Origin of the sequence: uncultured Sphingomonas sp., from assembly GCF_937859915.1 — a bacterium.
In the GTDB taxonomy this organism is placed as follows: Bacteria; Pseudomonadota; Alphaproteobacteria; order Sphingomonadales; family Sphingomonadaceae; genus Solisphingomonas.
The window spans coordinates 15,064-31,625 of the sequence record NZ_CALMAW010000092.1; the positions used below are offsets into that span (position 1 = coordinate 15,064).

At 65.6% G+C, this 16,562-nt stretch carries 14 protein-coding genes and 1 pseudogene (1 of these 15 running past the window's edge); 9 read left to right on the plus strand and 6 right to left on the minus strand.

What is annotated here, in order from left to right:
• Nucleotides 1-1,146, minus strand: a pseudogene (locus Q0326_RS11970) (amidohydrolase) (it extends 208 nt beyond the left edge of the window).
• Nucleotides 1,147-1,316: 170 nt separating this feature from the next.
• Here Q0326_RS11970 and tgt point away from each other — a divergent pair.
• The 4 genes from tgt (at nucleotide 1,317) to Q0326_RS11990 (ending at nucleotide 5,229) form a co-directional block, all read left to right on the plus strand.
• Nucleotides 1,317-2,444: a tRNA guanosine(34) transglycosylase Tgt gene (tgt, locus tag Q0326_RS11975; RefSeq protein WP_298690655.1), complete on the plus strand. Its 1,128-nt coding sequence runs from the start codon at nucleotides 1,317-1,319 to the stop codon at nucleotides 2,442-2,444.
• Between the two features lie 146 nt (nucleotides 2,445-2,590).
• The gene (glmS, locus tag Q0326_RS11980) at nucleotides 2,591-4,414 is read left to right on the plus strand and encodes a glutamine--fructose-6-phosphate transaminase (isomerizing) (RefSeq protein WP_298690658.1); all 1,824 of its coding nucleotides are present in this window, start codon (nucleotides 2,591-2,593) and stop codon (nucleotides 4,412-4,414) included.
• A gap of 7 nt (nucleotides 4,415-4,421) precedes the next feature.
• The gene (locus Q0326_RS11985; protein ID WP_298690661.1) at nucleotides 4,422-4,772 is read left to right on the plus strand and encodes a GFA family protein; all 351 of its coding nucleotides are present in this window, start codon (nucleotides 4,422-4,424) and stop codon (nucleotides 4,770-4,772) included.
• Between the two features lie 88 nt (nucleotides 4,773-4,860).
• Nucleotides 4,861-5,229 (plus strand): PRC-barrel domain-containing protein, encoded by a 369-nt coding sequence (locus Q0326_RS11990; RefSeq protein WP_298690891.1) that lies wholly within the window; start codon nucleotides 4,861-4,863, stop codon nucleotides 5,227-5,229.
• 136 nt (nucleotides 5,230-5,365) lie between these two features.
• On the opposite strand, the gene Q0326_RS11995 is transcribed toward Q0326_RS11990, so the two are convergent.
• The 4 genes from Q0326_RS11995 to otsB all read right to left on the minus strand — a co-directional run bounded on the left by Q0326_RS11995 (nucleotide 5,366) and on the right by otsB (nucleotide 10,357).
• On the minus strand, nucleotides 5,366-5,941 hold the full coding sequence (locus Q0326_RS11995) for a peptidase S14 (protein ID WP_298690664.1): 576 nt from the start codon (nucleotides 5,939-5,941) through the stop codon (nucleotides 5,366-5,368).
• A gap of 183 nt (nucleotides 5,942-6,124) precedes the next feature.
• Nucleotides 6,125-7,528: a trehalose-6-phosphate synthase gene (locus tag Q0326_RS12000; RefSeq protein ID WP_298690667.1), complete on the minus strand. Its 1,404-nt coding sequence runs from the start codon at nucleotides 7,526-7,528 to the stop codon at nucleotides 6,125-6,127.
• A 10-nt stretch (nucleotides 7,529-7,538) separates the two neighbouring features.
• Entirely contained in the window at nucleotides 7,539-9,335 is a 1,797-nt protein-coding gene (locus tag Q0326_RS12005) for a glycoside hydrolase family 15 protein (protein ID WP_298690670.1), read from the minus strand.
• Nucleotides 9,332-10,357, minus strand: a complete 1,026-nt coding sequence (gene otsB, locus Q0326_RS12010) for a trehalose-phosphatase (RefSeq protein ID WP_298690673.1) — start codon at nucleotides 10,355-10,357, stop codon at nucleotides 9,332-9,334. Before otsB ends, Q0326_RS12005 begins: the two co-directional genes overlap by 4 nt.
• On the opposite strand from otsB, the gene Q0326_RS12015 reads away from it, so the two are divergent.
• The 4 genes from Q0326_RS12015 (at nucleotide 10,266) to Q0326_RS12030 (ending at nucleotide 14,522) form a co-directional block, all read left to right on the plus strand.
• A complete protein-coding gene (locus Q0326_RS12015; RefSeq protein ID WP_298690678.1) occupies nucleotides 10,266-11,864 on the plus strand; it encodes an MFS transporter in 1,599 nt (532 codons plus the stop codon). The genes otsB and Q0326_RS12015 overlap by 92 nt on opposite strands.
• Before the next feature lie 92 nt (nucleotides 11,865-11,956).
• On the plus strand, nucleotides 11,957-12,754 hold the full coding sequence (locus Q0326_RS12020) for an ABC transporter permease (RefSeq protein WP_298690682.1): 798 nt from the start codon (nucleotides 11,957-11,959) through the stop codon (nucleotides 12,752-12,754).
• The gene (locus Q0326_RS12025; RefSeq protein ID WP_298690685.1) at nucleotides 12,754-13,524 is read left to right on the plus strand and encodes an ATP-binding cassette domain-containing protein; all 771 of its coding nucleotides are present in this window, start codon (nucleotides 12,754-12,756) and stop codon (nucleotides 13,522-13,524) included. The genes Q0326_RS12020 and Q0326_RS12025 overlap by 1 nt, the downstream gene beginning before the upstream one ends.
• A 98-nt stretch (nucleotides 13,525-13,622) precedes the next feature.
• Entirely contained in the window at nucleotides 13,623-14,522 is a 900-nt protein-coding gene (locus tag Q0326_RS12030) for an iron-containing redox enzyme family protein (protein WP_298690688.1), read from the plus strand.
• A gap of 13 nt (nucleotides 14,523-14,535) precedes the next feature.
• On the opposite strand, the gene Q0326_RS12035 is transcribed toward Q0326_RS12030, so the two are convergent.
• A complete protein-coding gene (locus Q0326_RS12035; RefSeq protein WP_298690893.1) occupies nucleotides 14,536-15,528 on the minus strand; it encodes an alpha/beta fold hydrolase in 993 nt (330 codons plus the stop codon).
• Between the two features lie 103 nt (nucleotides 15,529-15,631).
• Between Q0326_RS12035 and phaR the strand changes: the two genes are divergently transcribed.
• Complete coding sequence (phaR, locus tag Q0326_RS12040) at nucleotides 15,632-16,201, plus strand: polyhydroxyalkanoate synthesis repressor PhaR (protein ID WP_298690692.1); 570 nt, start codon at nucleotides 15,632-15,634, stop codon at nucleotides 16,199-16,201.
• The last annotated feature ends 361 nt before the right edge of the window (nucleotides 16,202-16,562 follow it).

Sequence of the window (16,562 nt, forward strand, 5' to 3'; positions counted from 1 at the left end):
CGGATTGTAGGACAGCCACTCCCAGGCAACCGCATCGGGAATATCGATCCCCGCGCGCCGCCCCGCGGCCTGTGCCTTGGCGACTTCCTGGTTGAGCCGCTGGATGCCGTTGGCATCGTCCGAATGGATCATCGCGCACACGCCCGCCTTCTGCAGCAACGCAAGATTCTCGGGGATGCCGTCATAGCTTTCCATCTTGAAGCCGAACCAGTCCGCCCAGACGGCGGCACAGATGTCGTTCTGCTTGAGATAGTCGGCGATCTTATACGCCTCGACGCCGTGGTGGAAGGCGGCGACATGATAGCCGAACTCCTTCGACATATCGATCACATTGGCCATTTCGTCGGCCCGGTAGCAATGGTTCTGGACGAGGATCTCGCCGTCGAGCACGCCGCGAAGCGTGTCCATCTGGAGGTCGCGGGCGGGGGGATCGCCGCCGTCCTTCTCATATTTGTCCCACTTGCGCTTATACTCGACCGCCTTGGCCCAGGTTTCACGGTCGACAGCGATATTGCCCATTCGGGTCGAGGGTTCGCGCCCCTTCGCGCCGTAGACGCGCTTGGGGTTCTCGCCGCACGCCATTTTGAGCCCATAGGGCGCGCCCGGAAATTTCATGCCCTGCACGGTGCGCGCATAGACGTTCTTGAGCACCACCGAGCGCCCGCCGAACAGATCGGCGGAGCCCGGCAGGATCTGCAGGGTCGTCACGCCGCCATTGGCGAGCGCGCGGGAGAAGCCGGGATCCTGGGGCCAGACGCTATGCTCAGCCCAGACTTCGGCGGTGACCGGCGCGGTCGCCTCATTGCCGTCGGACAGCGCGCGGATGCTCGGCGACGCATAGTCGCCGAGATGACTGTGGATGTCGATGACACCCGGGGTCAACCATTTGCCCGTGCCGTCGATGACCGTGGCACCCGCGGGCGGCGCAATGTCGGCGGCGACCTGGACGATCTTGCCATCGGCGAACAGCACCGAACCATGTTCGATCCGCCCGCCTTCGCCGTCATAGACGGTGACGTTGCGGACCAATGTCGGCACGCCCGGATAGGCGTGATAGGTCGAGGGGAAGGGGTCGTGATTATAGCCCTTGCCCTTCCCCGGCGCAGGCGCCGTCTTTGGTGGCGGGGCCGCAGCGGTACATGCCATCAGCGACAGACAGATCGCGCTCGACATGGCGCTGCGAACGGCGAGCGATACCCCGGATAGCGTCACGTTAGCCCCCAAACACCTAGTTTGCCGCGAGCGTAGAGAGTTGGCGGGGCAGTTCAAGCGCTTCGGCTCGACTTCGCGGGCACGACCCGGCAAAGCGCCGGACCATGACCGAGCGTTTCGCCTTCACCATCGCCGCCACCGACGGCCTTGCGCGCACCGGCACGATCCGGATGCCGCGCGGCACGATCCGCACGCCCGCGTTCATGCCGGTCGGCACCGCGGCAACGGTCAAGGGGCTGAAACCGGCCGATGTCCGCGCGACCGGCGCCGACATCCTGCTCGGCAACACCTATCATCTCATGCTCCGCCCCGGCGCGGAGCGGATGGACCGGCTCGGCGGCCTGCACGCATTCATGCAGTGGGACCGGCCGATCCTCACCGATTCGGGCGGCTATCAGGTAATGTCCTTGTCGGCATTGACCAAGGCGACCGAGGAGGGTGTCGCCTTCGCCAGTCATCTCGACGGGTCACGCCACATGCTGTCGCCCGAGCGCTCGATCGAGATCCAGCGTTTGCTGGGATCGGACATCGTGATGGCGTTTGACGAACTGGTGCCGACCACCGCGACGCGCGAGGTCCAGGCGAAGGCCATGGAACGGTCGATGCGCTGGGCGAGGCGCTCGCGCAATGCCTTCGACGGCGGCGGCGCGCATGCCGAGCGGTCGGCACTGTTCGGCATCCAGCAGGGCGCGCTCGACGAGGGGTTGCGCCGTGCGTCCGCCGATGCGCTGCTCGACATCGGCTTCGACGGCTATGCCGTCGGTGGGCTCGCAGTGGGCGAGGGGCAGGCGGCGATGTTCGCCTGCCTCGACTATGCGCCGGCCCAGCTCGACCAGGGCAAACCGCGCTATCTGATGGGGGTCGGCAAGCCCGACGACATCGTCGGCGCGGTCGAACGCGGCATCGACATGTTCGACTGCGTGCTGCCGACGCGGAGCGGGCGCAACGGCCAAGCGTTCACCTGGGACGGCCCACTCAACATCCGCAACGCCAAGTTCGCTGAGGACGGGACGCCGCTCGATCCCGAGAGCCCGACCGGGGCGTGGTCGAAGGCCTATCTCCACCATCTCGTCCGCTCGGGCGAGATGCTCGGCGCGATGCTGATGACCGAGCATAACCTCTGGTTCTACCAGCAGCTGATGCAGAAGCTGCGCGACGCGATCGCCGAGGGGCGGCTGACCGCGTTCGCGAACGAGTTCCGCGCGCGCTATTTCAAGAAGGGCGTGGCCTGAAAAACCCTTTCCCGCACGCGGGAGCGGGCAAGAAGGCCGTTCATCCCCGCCACAGCCTCGTCCCCCTAGGAGCGGGCCCGGCCACGCGCTAGGAGACGGGCGACGGCGATCTGCGCGACATCTGCGCGACAAGGAGCGAAGCGTTCATGTGTGGCATCATCGGTATTCTCGGCACCGCAGCGGTCGCACCCCGGCTGCTCGACGGCCTGCGGCGACTCGAATATCGCGGCTATGATTCGGCCGGCATCGCCACCGTCCACGACGCCGCGATCGACCGCCGCCGCGCTGCCGGCAAGCTCGACAACCTCGCGCGCGTGCTCGAGGCCGAACCGCTGCCCGGGCACATCGGCATCGCGCACACGCGTTGGGCGACGCACGGCGCGCCGACCGAGGACAATGCCCATCCGCACGCCACCGATGAGGTCGCGGTCGTCCACAATGGCATCATCGAGAATTTCCGACCCTTGCGCGAGGAACTCCAGGCGCGCGGTCGGCAGTTCAAGTCGCAGACCGACACCGAGGTCGTCGCCCACCTGATATCCGAGCAGGTCGAGGCCGGCGTCGGTCCGGTCGAGGCGGTGCGGCTCACCTTGAAGCGGCTCCACGGCGCGTTCGCGTTGGCGATCTTGTTCCGCAGCCACCCCGATCTGCTGATCGGCGCACGGCTCGGTTCGCCGCTGGTGCTCGGCTATGAGGAGAACGAGACATTCCTCGGCTCCGACGCGCTCGCGCTCGCACCGTTGACCCAGAAGATCGCCTATCTCGAAGAGGGCGACTGGTGCGTGATCACGCGCGAGAAGACCCAGATCTACGATCGCGAAGACCAGCCCGTCGAGCGTGCGATCACGATTTCGGGCGCGACCGGCGCGATGATCTCGAAGGGCAATTATCGCCATTTCATGCTGAAGGAGATCTACGAGCAGCCGACCGTCGTCGCGCAGACGCTGCGCGCCTATCTGCGTCGCTTCGAGGGCGAATTGGCCCTGCCGACGGAGGATTTCGATCTCGCATCGGTGAAGCGCGTGACGATCGTTGCGTGCGGCACGAGCTTCTATGCGGGCATGGTGGCCAAATATTGGTTCGAGCAATTTGCGCGCGTGCCCGTCGATATCGATGTCGCCTCGGAATTCCGCTACCGCGAGCCGGTGATGGAGGAGGGCGGCCTCGCGCTCTTCATCAGTCAATCCGGCGAGACCGCCGATACGCTTGCTGCACTCCGCCATGCGCGCGCCGGCGGTCAGAAGATCGCGGTGGTGGTCAACGTGCCGACCTCGACGATGGCGCGCGAGGCCGACCTGCTGCTCTCGACCCATGCAGGCCCCGAAATCGGCGTCGCCTCCACCAAGGCCTTCACCTGCCAGCTTGCCGTGCTCGCCGCCTTCGCCGCTAATCTGGCGCGCGCCAAGGGCCGGATCGATCGCGACGAAGAAAAGCGTATCGTTCGCCACCTGTCCGAGGCGCCCGCCGCGATCAATGGGGCGCTCGCCTATGATGAAGCGATCGAGGCGATGGCCGGGTCGATCGCGAAAGCACGCGACGTGCTCTATCTCGGGCGTGGCCCCGATTTCCCGCTGGCGCTCGAGGGTGCGCTCAAGCTCAAGGAGATCAGCTATATCCATGCCGAGGGCTATGCCGCCGGCGAGATGAAACATGGTCCGATCGCGTTGATCGACGAGCATGTTCCCGTGATCGTGATCGCGCCGTCGGGCCCGCTGTTCGACAAGACGGTGAGCAATATGCAGGAGGTGCAGGCGCGCGGCGGACAGGTGATCCTGATCTCTGACTATGACGGCATCGCCGCCGCCGGGCAGGATTGCGTGGCGACGATCACCATGCCGAAGGTCCATCCGCTGATCGCACCGATGGTCTATGCGATCCCGGTCCAGCTGCTCGCCTATCATGTCGCGGTCGCCAAGGGCACCGACGTCGACCAGCCGCGCAACCTCGCCAAATCCGTGACCGTGGAGTGACGCGCGCATGATCGTCGAGGGCGGCTGCCATTGCGGGACGGTGCGTTTCCAGGCCTCGATCGAGGAGCCGGAGGTCGAGCTGCTGTCGTGCGACTGCTCGATCTGCCGGATGAGCGGCTATCTCCACCTGATCGTCCCCGAAACGCGCTTCAAGCTCACCGAGGGCAAGCGCGACACAACGACCTATCGCTTCGGTACGGGCAAGGCGCGCCACATTTTCTGTACGCAATGCGGGATCAAAAGCTTTTACAAGCCGCGGTCGCATCCCGAGGGGATCAGCATCAACTGGCATTGTCTCGACGAGGACCACGGTCTCACCGCACGGATCGTGCCGTTCGACGGGGTCTGGCCCGACTGAACGACGACGGTGCGGAACGTCCGTTCGCGCGGAATGTTGGCCCCGCAACGATCCGCTTCGAAGGAAATCTACCGTGTCCGACGCATCCGTGAGCAGCACCGATCCGACCAGCATGCTGTTCGCCTCGAACAAGATTGACGGTACCAAGGTCAAGAGCCGCGACGGCGACAATCTCGGCACCGTCTATTCGCTGATGATCAACAAGCGCTCGGGCATGGCGACCTATGCGGTGCTCAGCCTCGGTGGCTTTCTCGGTATCGGCAAAAGCTATTACCCCCTGCCGTTCGAGCTGATTTCCTACGATCATGTCGCCGACGGCTATGTCGTGACGATCGATCGTAGACTGCTCGAGGGCGGTCCCAGCTGGGCGAACAATGCGCCCGATTTCAACCAGGCGTATGCCGATCGCGTATCCAACTATTATGGCGTCGCGCCGGCCGATCTGACGCTCGGCTGAGGTCATCCCAGCGAAAGCCGGAACCGATGGATACCGGCCGCAGGAAGTGAACGATGCGCTGTTAGCTAAGGCACGGCCGCCTATCGATCCCGGCTTTTGCCGGGATCGCGGGGTAGAACGAACCACAAAGCCGCAATCACAGCACCGCCTGGATCAGGTCTAGCGCCAGCGCTTCATTCGCCTCCAGATACCAGTTCGATGGCGCCTTCTCGAGCACCTCCGCCATCGTCACCTTCGAGCCGCGGATGAGGTTTTCGAACCCTTCGTTCTGGATCGCGATCGACGTCTCGATCTCATGCAGCGTCGCCTTGAGCGCGGCGATGCAGGTCGTCAACGGCCCCTCGACATGCAGTGTCTTGTCCATCTTGCGCTCGTGGATCATCAGGCGCGTACCCCGCGTGAGAAACCGGTTCCCGGTCGCGAAGAAGCTCATGAAGGTGGTGCCGGCCGAGTAGATTGCGGCCTTGCCCAGGAACACGAAGCGGCGGTCGGGCGCCATCTCGGATTGGAAGCGGACGTCCTCGCCCATCATCCGCGCAACCTCCGGGTCGCCGCCGAGCGTCGACAGCTCGATGATCGTCAGCGTGTCGACGGCCGCGGTGGCGAATTGCCGCCGGAAGGATTCGTACATCGCATAGTCCACCGGTCCCGACAGCAGGATGGTCGGAGCCTTGAAGCGCTCGGCGGCGAGAGAGTCTTTGTCGTCGGTCATGGTGCGGCCTATCTGGTAAGTCCACGCCAAACCGCCATGATCCGTCCGCGTTCCCACACGGCCGGCGTCTCGGGCGACAACGACACGACGATCGACGATATCGCGTGAACGCATGGCGCATCGCCCTATGCTTATTCAGCAGAGAACGAACAGGGCTCGCCTCCCGTCTTGTCGTCGACGGGGCTATTGCGCCTCCGCGCTTTCGGCTTCTGCTTCGTCCTCGCCGATCAGCACGTCGGTGAAGCGCTTGCGCCACCAGAGCACGTCCTCCTTCTCGACCGAATCCATCAGGATGCGCCAGCGGCGAAGTCGTTCGGCTTTGGGCATGGCAAGCGCGGTCGCGATCGCGTCGGACAGTTCCTCGGCGCTGTAGGGGTTGACCAGCACGGCCTCCTCCATCTGCAGCGCGGCACCGGCGAAGCGCGACAGGATCAGGACGCCAGGGTCCTCGGGATCCTGCGCCGCGATATACTCCTTGGCGACGAGGTTCATGCCGTCACGCAGCGGGGTGACGAGCCCGACCCGCGCCGCGCGGTAGATGCCGGCGAGCACGGGCCTCGGAAACCCCTGGTTGACGTAGCGGATCGGCACCCAGTCGATGTCGGCATAGGCGCCGTTGATCCGGCCCGACAGGCTTTCGAGCTGCGCGCGGATATGCTGGTAGCTGCCGACCTCGCCGCGCGACGGCGGCGCGATCTGGAGGAGGAAGACCTCCTTGCGCTGCTCGGGATGGTCGATCAGGAAGCGTTCATAGCCGAGGAAGCGCTCCTCCAGCCCCTTGGAATAATCGAGCCGGTCGACGCCGACGATCAGGTCGCGACCATCGGCGCTGTCGCGGATGCGGCGATAGGTCAGCCGCGCGGTCGGGCTGGCGGCGGCAGCGACGAATTCCTTGGTGTCGATGCCGATCGGGCAGGCGATGGCGATCACGGTGCGGTCGCCAAGCCGGATCTCGCCATCGTCGCCGAGCACCGCACCCATTTCGTTGACGACATAGTCGCGGAAGGCGTCGAGCCATTCCTCGGTGTGGAAGCCGATCACGTCATAGGCGAACAGGGTGGCGACCAGTTCGGCCGCCTGCGGCAGCGACGACAGCAGCCGGCGCGGCGGCCAGGGAATGTGGAGGAAGAACCCCATCCTGTTCTCGCAGCCACGCTGGCGCAGTTCCTGGCCGAGCGGGATCATGTGATAATCCTGCACCCAGATCACGTCGTCGCCCTCGATCAGCGGACGCACCGTGTCGGCGAAGCGCTCGTTGACGCGCTGATAGCCGTCGGCGAAGCCGCGTTCGAACTCGGCGAGATCGATCCGGTAGTGGAACAGCGGCCACAGCGTGCGGTTGGCGTAGCCGTTATAATATTCGTCGATGTCCTGCTCTTCGAGATCGACCGTCGCGGTGGTGACGCCCTCGTTGCGCTGGAAGTTGATGTTGCCGGTGAACTCGTCGGTGCGTTCGCCCGACCAGCCGAACCAGATGCCCTTGAACTCGCGCAGCGCCGCCTGGAACGCGACCGCAAGGCCGCCCTGCGCGCCGCCCTGCGCGCTCGGCGCGGAGACCCGGTTGGAGATGACGATCAGGCGGCTCATCGGATCGTGGTCATCGGATCGAGGTCCAGGGCTTGGAGAGCATCACGGCGCAATTGATCATGCCGACCAGCGAATAGGTCTGCGGATAGTTGCCCCACAGCTCGTTGGTCGCCGGGTCGATGTCTTCCGACAGCAGGCCCGCCGTCGTACGACGCTTGAGCATCTCTTCGAACAAGGCGCGGGCATCCTCCGTGCGACCGGTCTGGTGCAACGCCTCGATCAGCCAGAAGGTGCAGACGTTGAACGCCGAGCTCGGTTTGCCGAAATCGTCCTCGCTGTCATACCGCAGCATGTCGGTGCCGCGGCGCAAGCCGGTCTCCAGCGCGTAGAGCGTCGCGCGGTAGCGGCGGTCCTGCGGCGACAGGAAGCGCAGGTCGAGCAACTGGATCAGGCTGGCGTCGAGGTCGTCGCCGGAGAAGGTCGCCGACAGGCGCTGGGTGTCGGTCCGCCAGGCCTTGTCGACGATCACCGCGTGCATCTGGTCGGCGCGATCCTGCCAAAAGGCGGCGCGGTCATCGAGCTTGAGCTTGTGCGCGGCGTTGGCGAGGCGGTCGCACGCCGCCCAGCACATCGCCGCCGAATAGGTATGCACCGACTGGCGTGTGCGCAGCTCCCACAGGCCGGCATCGGGCTTGTCGTAGACGTCCCAGGCGAGATCGCCGATCGTCTCGAGCGCGGTGAAATCCTCGACGCTCGCCATGCGGAACAGCCGCTGATCGAAGAAGGCCTGGACGTTGCACAGCACGATCTGGCCATAGGCATCGTGCTGGATCTGCTCATAGGCCGCATTGCCGACGCGCACCGGACCCATGCCGCGATAGCCGGGGAGGTCGGTCGCGACGCTCTCCTCGAGATGCGGTTCGCCAAGCACGCCGTAGAGCGGCTGGACGTGCCCACTCTTGGCGCTCTCGACGATGTTGCGCAGGTAGCCGAGATAGGATTCGAGGACGTCGAGCGCGCCCAGGCGATTGAGCGCCTGGACGGTATAATAGGCGTCGCGAATCCAGCAGTAGCGATAGTCCCAGTTGCGGCCCGAATCGGCATGTTCAGGGATCGACGTGGTGAGCGCGGCGACGATCGCGCCGGTTTCCTCATGCTGGCATAGCTTGAGCGTGATCGCGCAGCGGATCACCACATCTTGCCATTCGAGCGGCGTGGCGAGGCCCCGGACCCACGCCTGCCATTCGATCATCGTATCGTGCAGCATGCGGTTGAGCGCGGGCTCGAGGCTGGTCGAGAAGCTCTCGTCGGGCCCAAGGAAGAAGTGCAGCGGGCGTTCCAGACGGAATGAGCGCTCTTCCTGGATGTAGCCGACCGCCGCATCGGTCGACAGGCGCACCGTCTCGCCGTCGAGCGCATAGCGGATATGGTGCGACCCTGCAGTGGTCGCCACGTCCTTGCTGCCCCAGCCGCGCGTCGGGCGCAGCCGGACGCGGATTCGCGGGCTGCCGGCGACCGGTCGTACGATCCGTGCATAGGCCACGGGGCGATAGGTCCGCTCATTATTGGTGTAGCGCGGGCAGAAGTCGGTGATCTCTACCGCGTTTCCGGCCGCATCCTCGTGACGCGTGACGAGGATCGGGGTGTTGCGGACATAGTCCTGCTCGGTCTTGACGCAGCCTTCGAGGTCGATCGCCCAGAGGCCTGCAGCCGCCGTGTCATCGGACTCGACGCCAGACAGGAGCGACGAGAAGATCGGCTCGCCATCGACTCGCGGAAGGCAACCCCACACCATGTGACCGGCGCGATCGATCAGCGCGGAGACCTGGCAATTGCCGATCGGCCAGAGGTCGAGGTTGGTCGTCATGCCGATACTCCTGCGATGTGGCTCAGCCAGCGATGAACGGCGGCCACGTCGGGAAGCCGGTAGCGGGCAGTGGTTAGGGGTGTGTCACCGATCTGCACACCCCAGCCGTGCAGTGCCGCCGCGGCGACGAAGCCGGCTTCGTCCGTGATGTCGTCACCGAGAAAGATCGGCGTGGTGCCAGCCATGGCGGGGTCGGCCATGAAGCGGCGTACCGCATCGCCCTTGTCGCCGCCCGCGAGGCGCAGTTCTGCGACCATCTTCCCGCGCTGGAGTTCCAGGCCGTGCTCGGCGGCAAGCCGGCTCGCAAAGGCGTCGCAGGCGTCCGCGGCATCGGGGGCGCCCCGGTAATGGAGCGCGGCGCCGAAGGGCTTTTCCTCCGTCACGACGCCGGGGTGCGCGTCCGCGAAGGCCGCGAAGGCGGTCAGTATCAGATCGAGCGCGTCCGGATGGGCGGGCGCCTCGCGGCGGCCGTCGGTCCAGCGCAGTTCGAGGCCGTGGCTTCCCGCGATCGCGAAGGGCGGCGCAGTATCGGCGGCGTGAAGATAGGCTACGATCTCGGCGGCGGTACGGCCGCTGACAATTGCGAGGCGGCCGTCAAGGCCTTCGGCGAGCGCACGTACCAGCGCCCGCAGGCTGTCGTCGACGACCACGCCATCGTGGCGGGCGGCGATCTCGACCAGTGTGCCGTCGAAATCCAGGAACAGGCTGATCCCGGCCGCCGACGGATCGGGCGGCGGCAACAGCGGAGCGGGGGAGGCGTCGTGCATCGCGCCGCGATAGTGCGCCCCGGTGCGATCGGCAACGCGTGGCGGCACGTTCGTTTCGGCGGCTGGCCTTTTTATCCGCTTCGTGCGGCCAGCCGCTCCCGTGATCGGCTTCCCGTCGTTCGGCAAAGCGCCTAGGATCGCTTCAAATCGGGGGTGGGAACATATGGCGACACGGGTAGCCGCAAACGTGGACGGGTCGGCGATCGGGGCGGCGCGCGCACGGCTCGTGATCGCGGCGTCGTCGGTCGGCACCATCTTCGAATGGTATGATTTCTTCATCTACGGCACGCTCGCGCCGATCATCGGGCGCCTGTTCTTCCCTTCGGGCAACGAGACCGCGCAGTTCCTCGCGGCGCTTGCGTCGTTCGGTGTCGGCTTTGGCGTCCGGCCCTTTGGTGCGCTGCTGTTCGGCTATCTCGGCGATCGCCTGGGCCGGAAGTACACCTTCCTCGCCACCGTCGCACTCATGGGGGTCGCGACCGCCGGCGTCGGCCTGGTGCCGAGCTATGCGCAGCTCGGCATCGGCGCGCCGATCATCCTGATCGCGCTGCGCTGCCTGCAGGGGCTGGCGCTGGGCGGCGAATATGGCGGCGCGACCACGTATGTCGCCGAACATGCGCCGCGTGGCAAACGCGGCTTCTACACCAGCTTCATCCAGGCCAGCGTGATCGGCGGCTTCCTGCTCAGCCTGGTCGTCGTGCTGACCGCGCAGTCGATGGTGAGCAAGACGGCGTGGGATCAGTGGGGCTGGCGTATCCCCTTCCTGTTCTCGCTTGTGCTGCTCGCGGTGTCGCTGTGGATGCGGCTCAAGCTGCACGAAAGCCCGGTGTTCAAGGCGATGAAGCTGGCCGGTCGGATCTCGGCAAATCCGCTGACCGAGGCGTTCACGACCAAGGGCAATATCAAGCTGATCATCGTCGCGATGCTCGGCATCGCTGCCGGGCTCACGGTGATCTGGTACACCGCGCAATTCGGTGCGCTCTACTTCCTGCAGAATGCGGAGCGGCTCGACGACACCTGGACACGGGTGCTGATCGGCATTGGCGCTGTGATCAGCCTCGGCTGGTTCATCCTGTTCGGTTCGCTGAGCGATCGGATCGGTCGCAAGCCGTCGATCGTGGCGGGCTATGCGCTGACGCTGATCCTCGTATTCCCGCTGTTCCACCTGATGGCGGCGGGCGCCAATCCGGGCATGGCGGAGGCCGCGCGGCGTTCGCCCGTGATCGTCTACGGTCCGCGATGCGACTACAACCCCTTCGCGACCGCCGGGCAGAAGACCGAATGCGGCCAGATTCTGGATCATCTCGCCAGTAAGGGCGTGACCTACACCAAAGTCCGCACCCCGGGCGTGGCGCTGTCGGTCGGCGGTCGCGCGATCGCCGACCGGACGCCAGCCGGGATCGACAAGGCGCTGGCGGCGGGGGGGTGGTCGATCGAGAAGGTGAAGCCGACGATCCGCGGGTCGATCATGATCGTGATCTCGGTGGTGCTGCTCGGCATGCTGTCGGGAATGACCTACGGCCCGGTCGCAGCCCTCCTCGCCGAGCTGTTTCCCGCGCGTATCCGCTACTCGTCGATGTCGATCCCCTATCATATCGGAACCGGCTATTTCGGCGGGTTCCTGCCGTTTATTAGCCAGTATATCGTCGCGCGTACGGGCAATCCCTTCGCGGGGCTGTGGTACACCTTCGCGGTCGTGGCGATGGCGCTGGTGGTGACGATCTTCTGGGTGCCCGAAACGCTGGGACGCGATCTCGACTAGCGGCGCCCCGCAGTGGTCGTTCGAGATATCGTGACCGCATCGCAATATAAGTTGCTGACCGGCCATTGCCGCCGCTATCAGCGCCGCTGGACATGACCGACAGTTTCCCCGCCTCGATCCTCGCCGCCTTCGCCGCTCTTGGTCGCCCTGTGATCGGGGTGTTCGCGATGATCGGCCGGATCGCGACCTTTGCGGTCACCGCGCTGTTGCGCGCGGTGACGCCGCCCTTCTATCCGGCGCGGTTCGCCGCGCAGCTGATGGAGATCGGCTGGTATTCTCTCCCGGTGGTCGGGCTCACCGCGATCTTTACCGGGTCGGCGCTGGCCCAGCAGATCTACACCGGCGGCTCGCGCTTCGATGCATCCTCGACGGTGCCGGCGATCGTGGTGTTCGGCATGGTGCGCGAACTCGGACCCGTGCTGGTCGGGCTGATGGTGGCGGGGCGCGTCGCTTCGGCGATGGCGGCCGAGCTCGGCACGATGCGCGTCACCGAGCAGCTCGATGCGCTGGCCACGCTACGTACCGACGCCTTCCGCTACCTGATCGTCCCCCGCATGGCCGCCGCCGTGATCGCGCTGCCGGTGATGGTGCTGATCGCCAATTCGATCGGGATCATGGGCGGCTTCCTGCTCGCCATCTACAAGCTTGGCTTCAACGCCGCCTCCTATCTGGCGACGACGCGCAAATTTCTGCAGGCCGACGACATCTGGATGGCGGTGATCAAGGCCGCGGTGTTCGGCTTCATCATCGGACTCATGGGATGCTACAACGGCAGCCGCACGGCAGGCGGCGCCGCCGGAGTCGGCAAGGCGACGACGGACGCGGTCGTCTCGGCGTTCATCCTGATCCTGTTTTCGGACCTGATCATCACGCTCGTGGCGATCCGCTGATGGCCGAGATCGTGCGCGGCGCGCCCAAGATCAAGCTTACCGAAGTCGTCAAACGGTTCGGCGACAACAGCGTACTCGATGGCGTGAACCTGTCCGTCGAGCCCGGCGAGTCGGTGGCGATCATCGGCGGTTCGGGCACAGGCAAGTCGGTCACGCTCAAATGCATATTGGGGCTGCTGCGTCCCGATAGCGGCTCGATCACGGTCGACGGCACCGAGGTCGTGGGGGTCGGCAGCCGCGAGATGAGCCGGATCCGCACGAAATTCGGCATGTTGTTCCAGGGTGGCGCGCTGTTCGATTCGATGCCGGTGTGGCGCAACGTCACCTTCGGTCTGACGCAGGGCCGGATGACCGACGCGGCGCAGATGCGCCGCATTGCCGAGGAGAATCTCGAGCGCGTCGGGCTCAAGCGCGATATCCTCAACCTGCGTCCCAACGAGCTGTCCGGCGGCATGCAAAAGCGCGTCGCCTTGGCCCGCGCGATCGCGCCGCGTCCCGAGATCATCTTCTTCGACGAACCGACGACGGGGCTCGACCCGATTCGCGCCGACATGATCAACGACCTGATCACCAGCCTGGTCGAGGACCTTGGCGTCACCGCGCTGACGATCACCCACGACATGGTGTCGGCGCGCAAGATCGCGAACCGCGTCGCGATGCTCTACAATGGTCGGATCATCTGGCACGGTCCGCGCGATCGGCTCTACGACAGCGGCAACCCCTATGTGGACCAGTTCGTCCAGGGCCGCGCGGACGGACCGATCCGCTAGATATCTTCGTTTTTGCTGCTTTGGATCAACACCCTGGCCGGAACCCGATCCCGCCCAGCGCCGTTCTCTCGTCAACTTACGCACGACAGGCGAACATCATGGCATCGAAGGCACCCTTGGGGCAGCGCACAAGCGCGGGCTCGCAATTTCTGACAGACAGCTTCCAGCGAGGACTTTCGCATTGGAACCGCGAGCGCCTGGTCCCCGGGCTTGGCGAGACCGACTGGCGCCAGGCGCTCGATCGCGATCAGCGCATGCTCCGCCTCGAAGGCGGATTCATCGAGGAGTTGCGCGCCGATATCGCGGCCCGTGCCGCGCTGACGCCGACCGATGCCGATGGCTTCATCGCGTGGTTCGAAGATCTCAAGCAAAGCGGCGACGGCCAGGGCGATCCGTTGTTCGCCTGGCTGTCGGACCAGGCGTCACGCGACGAGATGCGTTGGTATCTCGAGCAGGAAGCCGCGGGCGAGGCGGGGTTCGACGATCTTGTGGCGATGACTCAGGTCAAGCTGCCGACCCGGCCCAAGCTTGAGCTGGCACGCAACTATTGGGACGAGATGGGTCGTGGCAATGTCCGCGGCATGCACGGTCCCATGCTCGACCAGTTGGTCGAGACGCTGGCCCTTCAGCCCGTGGTCGAAAATACTGTGTGGGAGAGCCTTTGCCTTGCCAACGCGATGACGGCGATGGCGACGACGCGTCGCTACGCCTGGCATTCGGTCGGCGCGCTGGGCGTGATCGAGCTCACCGCGCCCGGGCGCTCGGCCGATGTCGCGAAGGGGCTGCGCCGGATCGGACTGTCCGAGCGTGAGCGGCGCTATTTTGACCTCCATGCGGTACTCGACGTCAAGCACAGCGCCGACTGGAATGCCGAGGCGATTCGCCCGGCGGTTGAAGAGGATCCTCGCCGCGCGACCGCGATGGCAGAGGGTGCGCTGATCCGTTTGGCTGCCGGTGCGCGATGCTTCGATCGCTATCGCTCGGAACTGTGGGGCTGAGGCGCCGGCTTCGCTAACGGGCGGTCGGATCGGACAGCCAGCGGGCGAGGGGCTCCCAGAGCAGAGTCCGCGCCCGGCCGCCGACCATCATGCCGACATGACCTTGCGCCAGCGTCAGCCTGCGGCCGATATTCGCGGCGCTGGCGGCGGGTACGATGCGATCGGTCGTCGAGACGATATCGAGCGTCGGACAGGCGAGCGCTGAAGGATCGATGGCACGGCCGGCGACGCGCCAAGTGCCACGCCCGGGCCTGTCTTGTCCAAAAAAGTCGAGCACGAGCTCGCGCCCGGCGGCTGCGGTCAACGCCGCGCCGTCATTCGCCCAATCTTCGAGCGCGACGAAGCGCCGGATATCGGCGGCGGCTTGGTCGCGCGCACCAAAGGCAACGAACTTGCCGACGGTGCGCGCCGGATCGAGCCGCCAGAAGCCGGATTGCAGCACTTCGAGCGGCAGCATGCCCATCGCCTCCGCGGACGGTCTGGCTTGCGCCCATAGGGCCGCGAGACCGCGGCGTGCGTCCTCGGGAAAGCCCGAGAAATGCCAGGGGGCGGCAATCAGCGCGAGCCCGGCCGGCGGTCGTATCGCCGCGGCGGCAACGGCCATCGTGCCGCCCAGGCAATAGCCGACGAGCGCCGCGTCTGAGCCGATCGTCTCGATCAGGGGGACCAGCAGCCGTTCGATATGATCGGCGAGGTCGAGATCGCGCTCGTCGGGCGTGGGCGATCCCCAATCGATGAGCAGCGGGCGGAGCCCTCGCGTCGCCAGCCAACGCATCAGCGAATGATCGGGAAGAAGATCCAGGACGTCAGGCGAATTGATCAGCGATGGGATGACGATCACGGGCCGCCCGCTTCCGCCATAATCGGCCAAGGTCGCACGGCCCGCCGACGCAATTATGGGCATCGCCCGCGGCCGTTCGGGGCGTGCCGCCGTCTGATAGGCGCGCAACCCGGCGAGCGCTGCCGCCATGCGTGCGGGATCCCCCTCGGTTTCGCTGCGCAACATCTCAAGGAACAGCGGCAAGGGACGCGGTCTGTGTTGCGGTGCGGAAGGATTCGATGCTAGCCTATCGGGAACCGGCGGCGCGTCGGAGGGAGAAGGGGGCATCATGGCGAAGTCAGCATCGGGCACCGGCACCGTCATCGTCAAGAAATACGCCAATCGGCGGCTCTACAACACCGAGACGTCGAGCTACATTACGCTGGACCATCTCGCCGCGATGACGCGCGAGGGCCGCGACTTCAAGGTGCTCGACGCACGCACCGATGACGACATCACCCATTCGGTGCTCACCCAGATCATCATGGACGAGGAGAGCAACGGCCAGACGCTGCTGCCGGTCAATTTCCTCCGCCAACTGATCGCGCTTTACGGCGATTCGATGCAGTCGATGGTGCCGCAATATCTCGAGGCCTCGATGGAGGCGTTCCGGCGCAATCAGCTGCAGTTCCGCTCGGCAATGGAAGGTGCCTTCTCGGGCGGCCCGTTCGCAGAGATCGCCAAGCGCAACATGGCGATGTTCGAGGCCGCGGCAACGGCCTTCAAACCCGATCCCGCAGGCGGTGCGGCGGCGGCAACGCCCGCGGCGCCGGCGTCCGTCGACGGCAAGGACGAGATCGCCGCGCTCAAGGCGCAGCTCGCCGGTCTGCAGGACAAGATTGACAAGATGGCCAAATGAAGCGGGGCCGGAATGGTCGTATCGAGCCGCCGGCCTCTCGATTTGGAATTGTGTAGGTCATGACCATGTCGCGGCCCTGTCCTCGATAACCGTTGCTGTCACCGCATACGGCGAGGTCGACCACGCCAACCCCCTGTTGCCGCTTTCCGTCGCGATGGCTCTATGCGCGCCGACCTTCGCAGAACGCTTTGCGACAGGCCGCTCAGACTGCGCGCTGGTGGCAATGAAAGCGGAGAACGAGGTCTTCTTGTCGGGCGAGGCTGTGCCCATCACGGGAACGTCCGCCTCGTCCCCTTGCTGGATCACACACCAGGCAACGGACTATGGGCGAGGCTCGGAGCCCCGCCCATGATTACCTCTG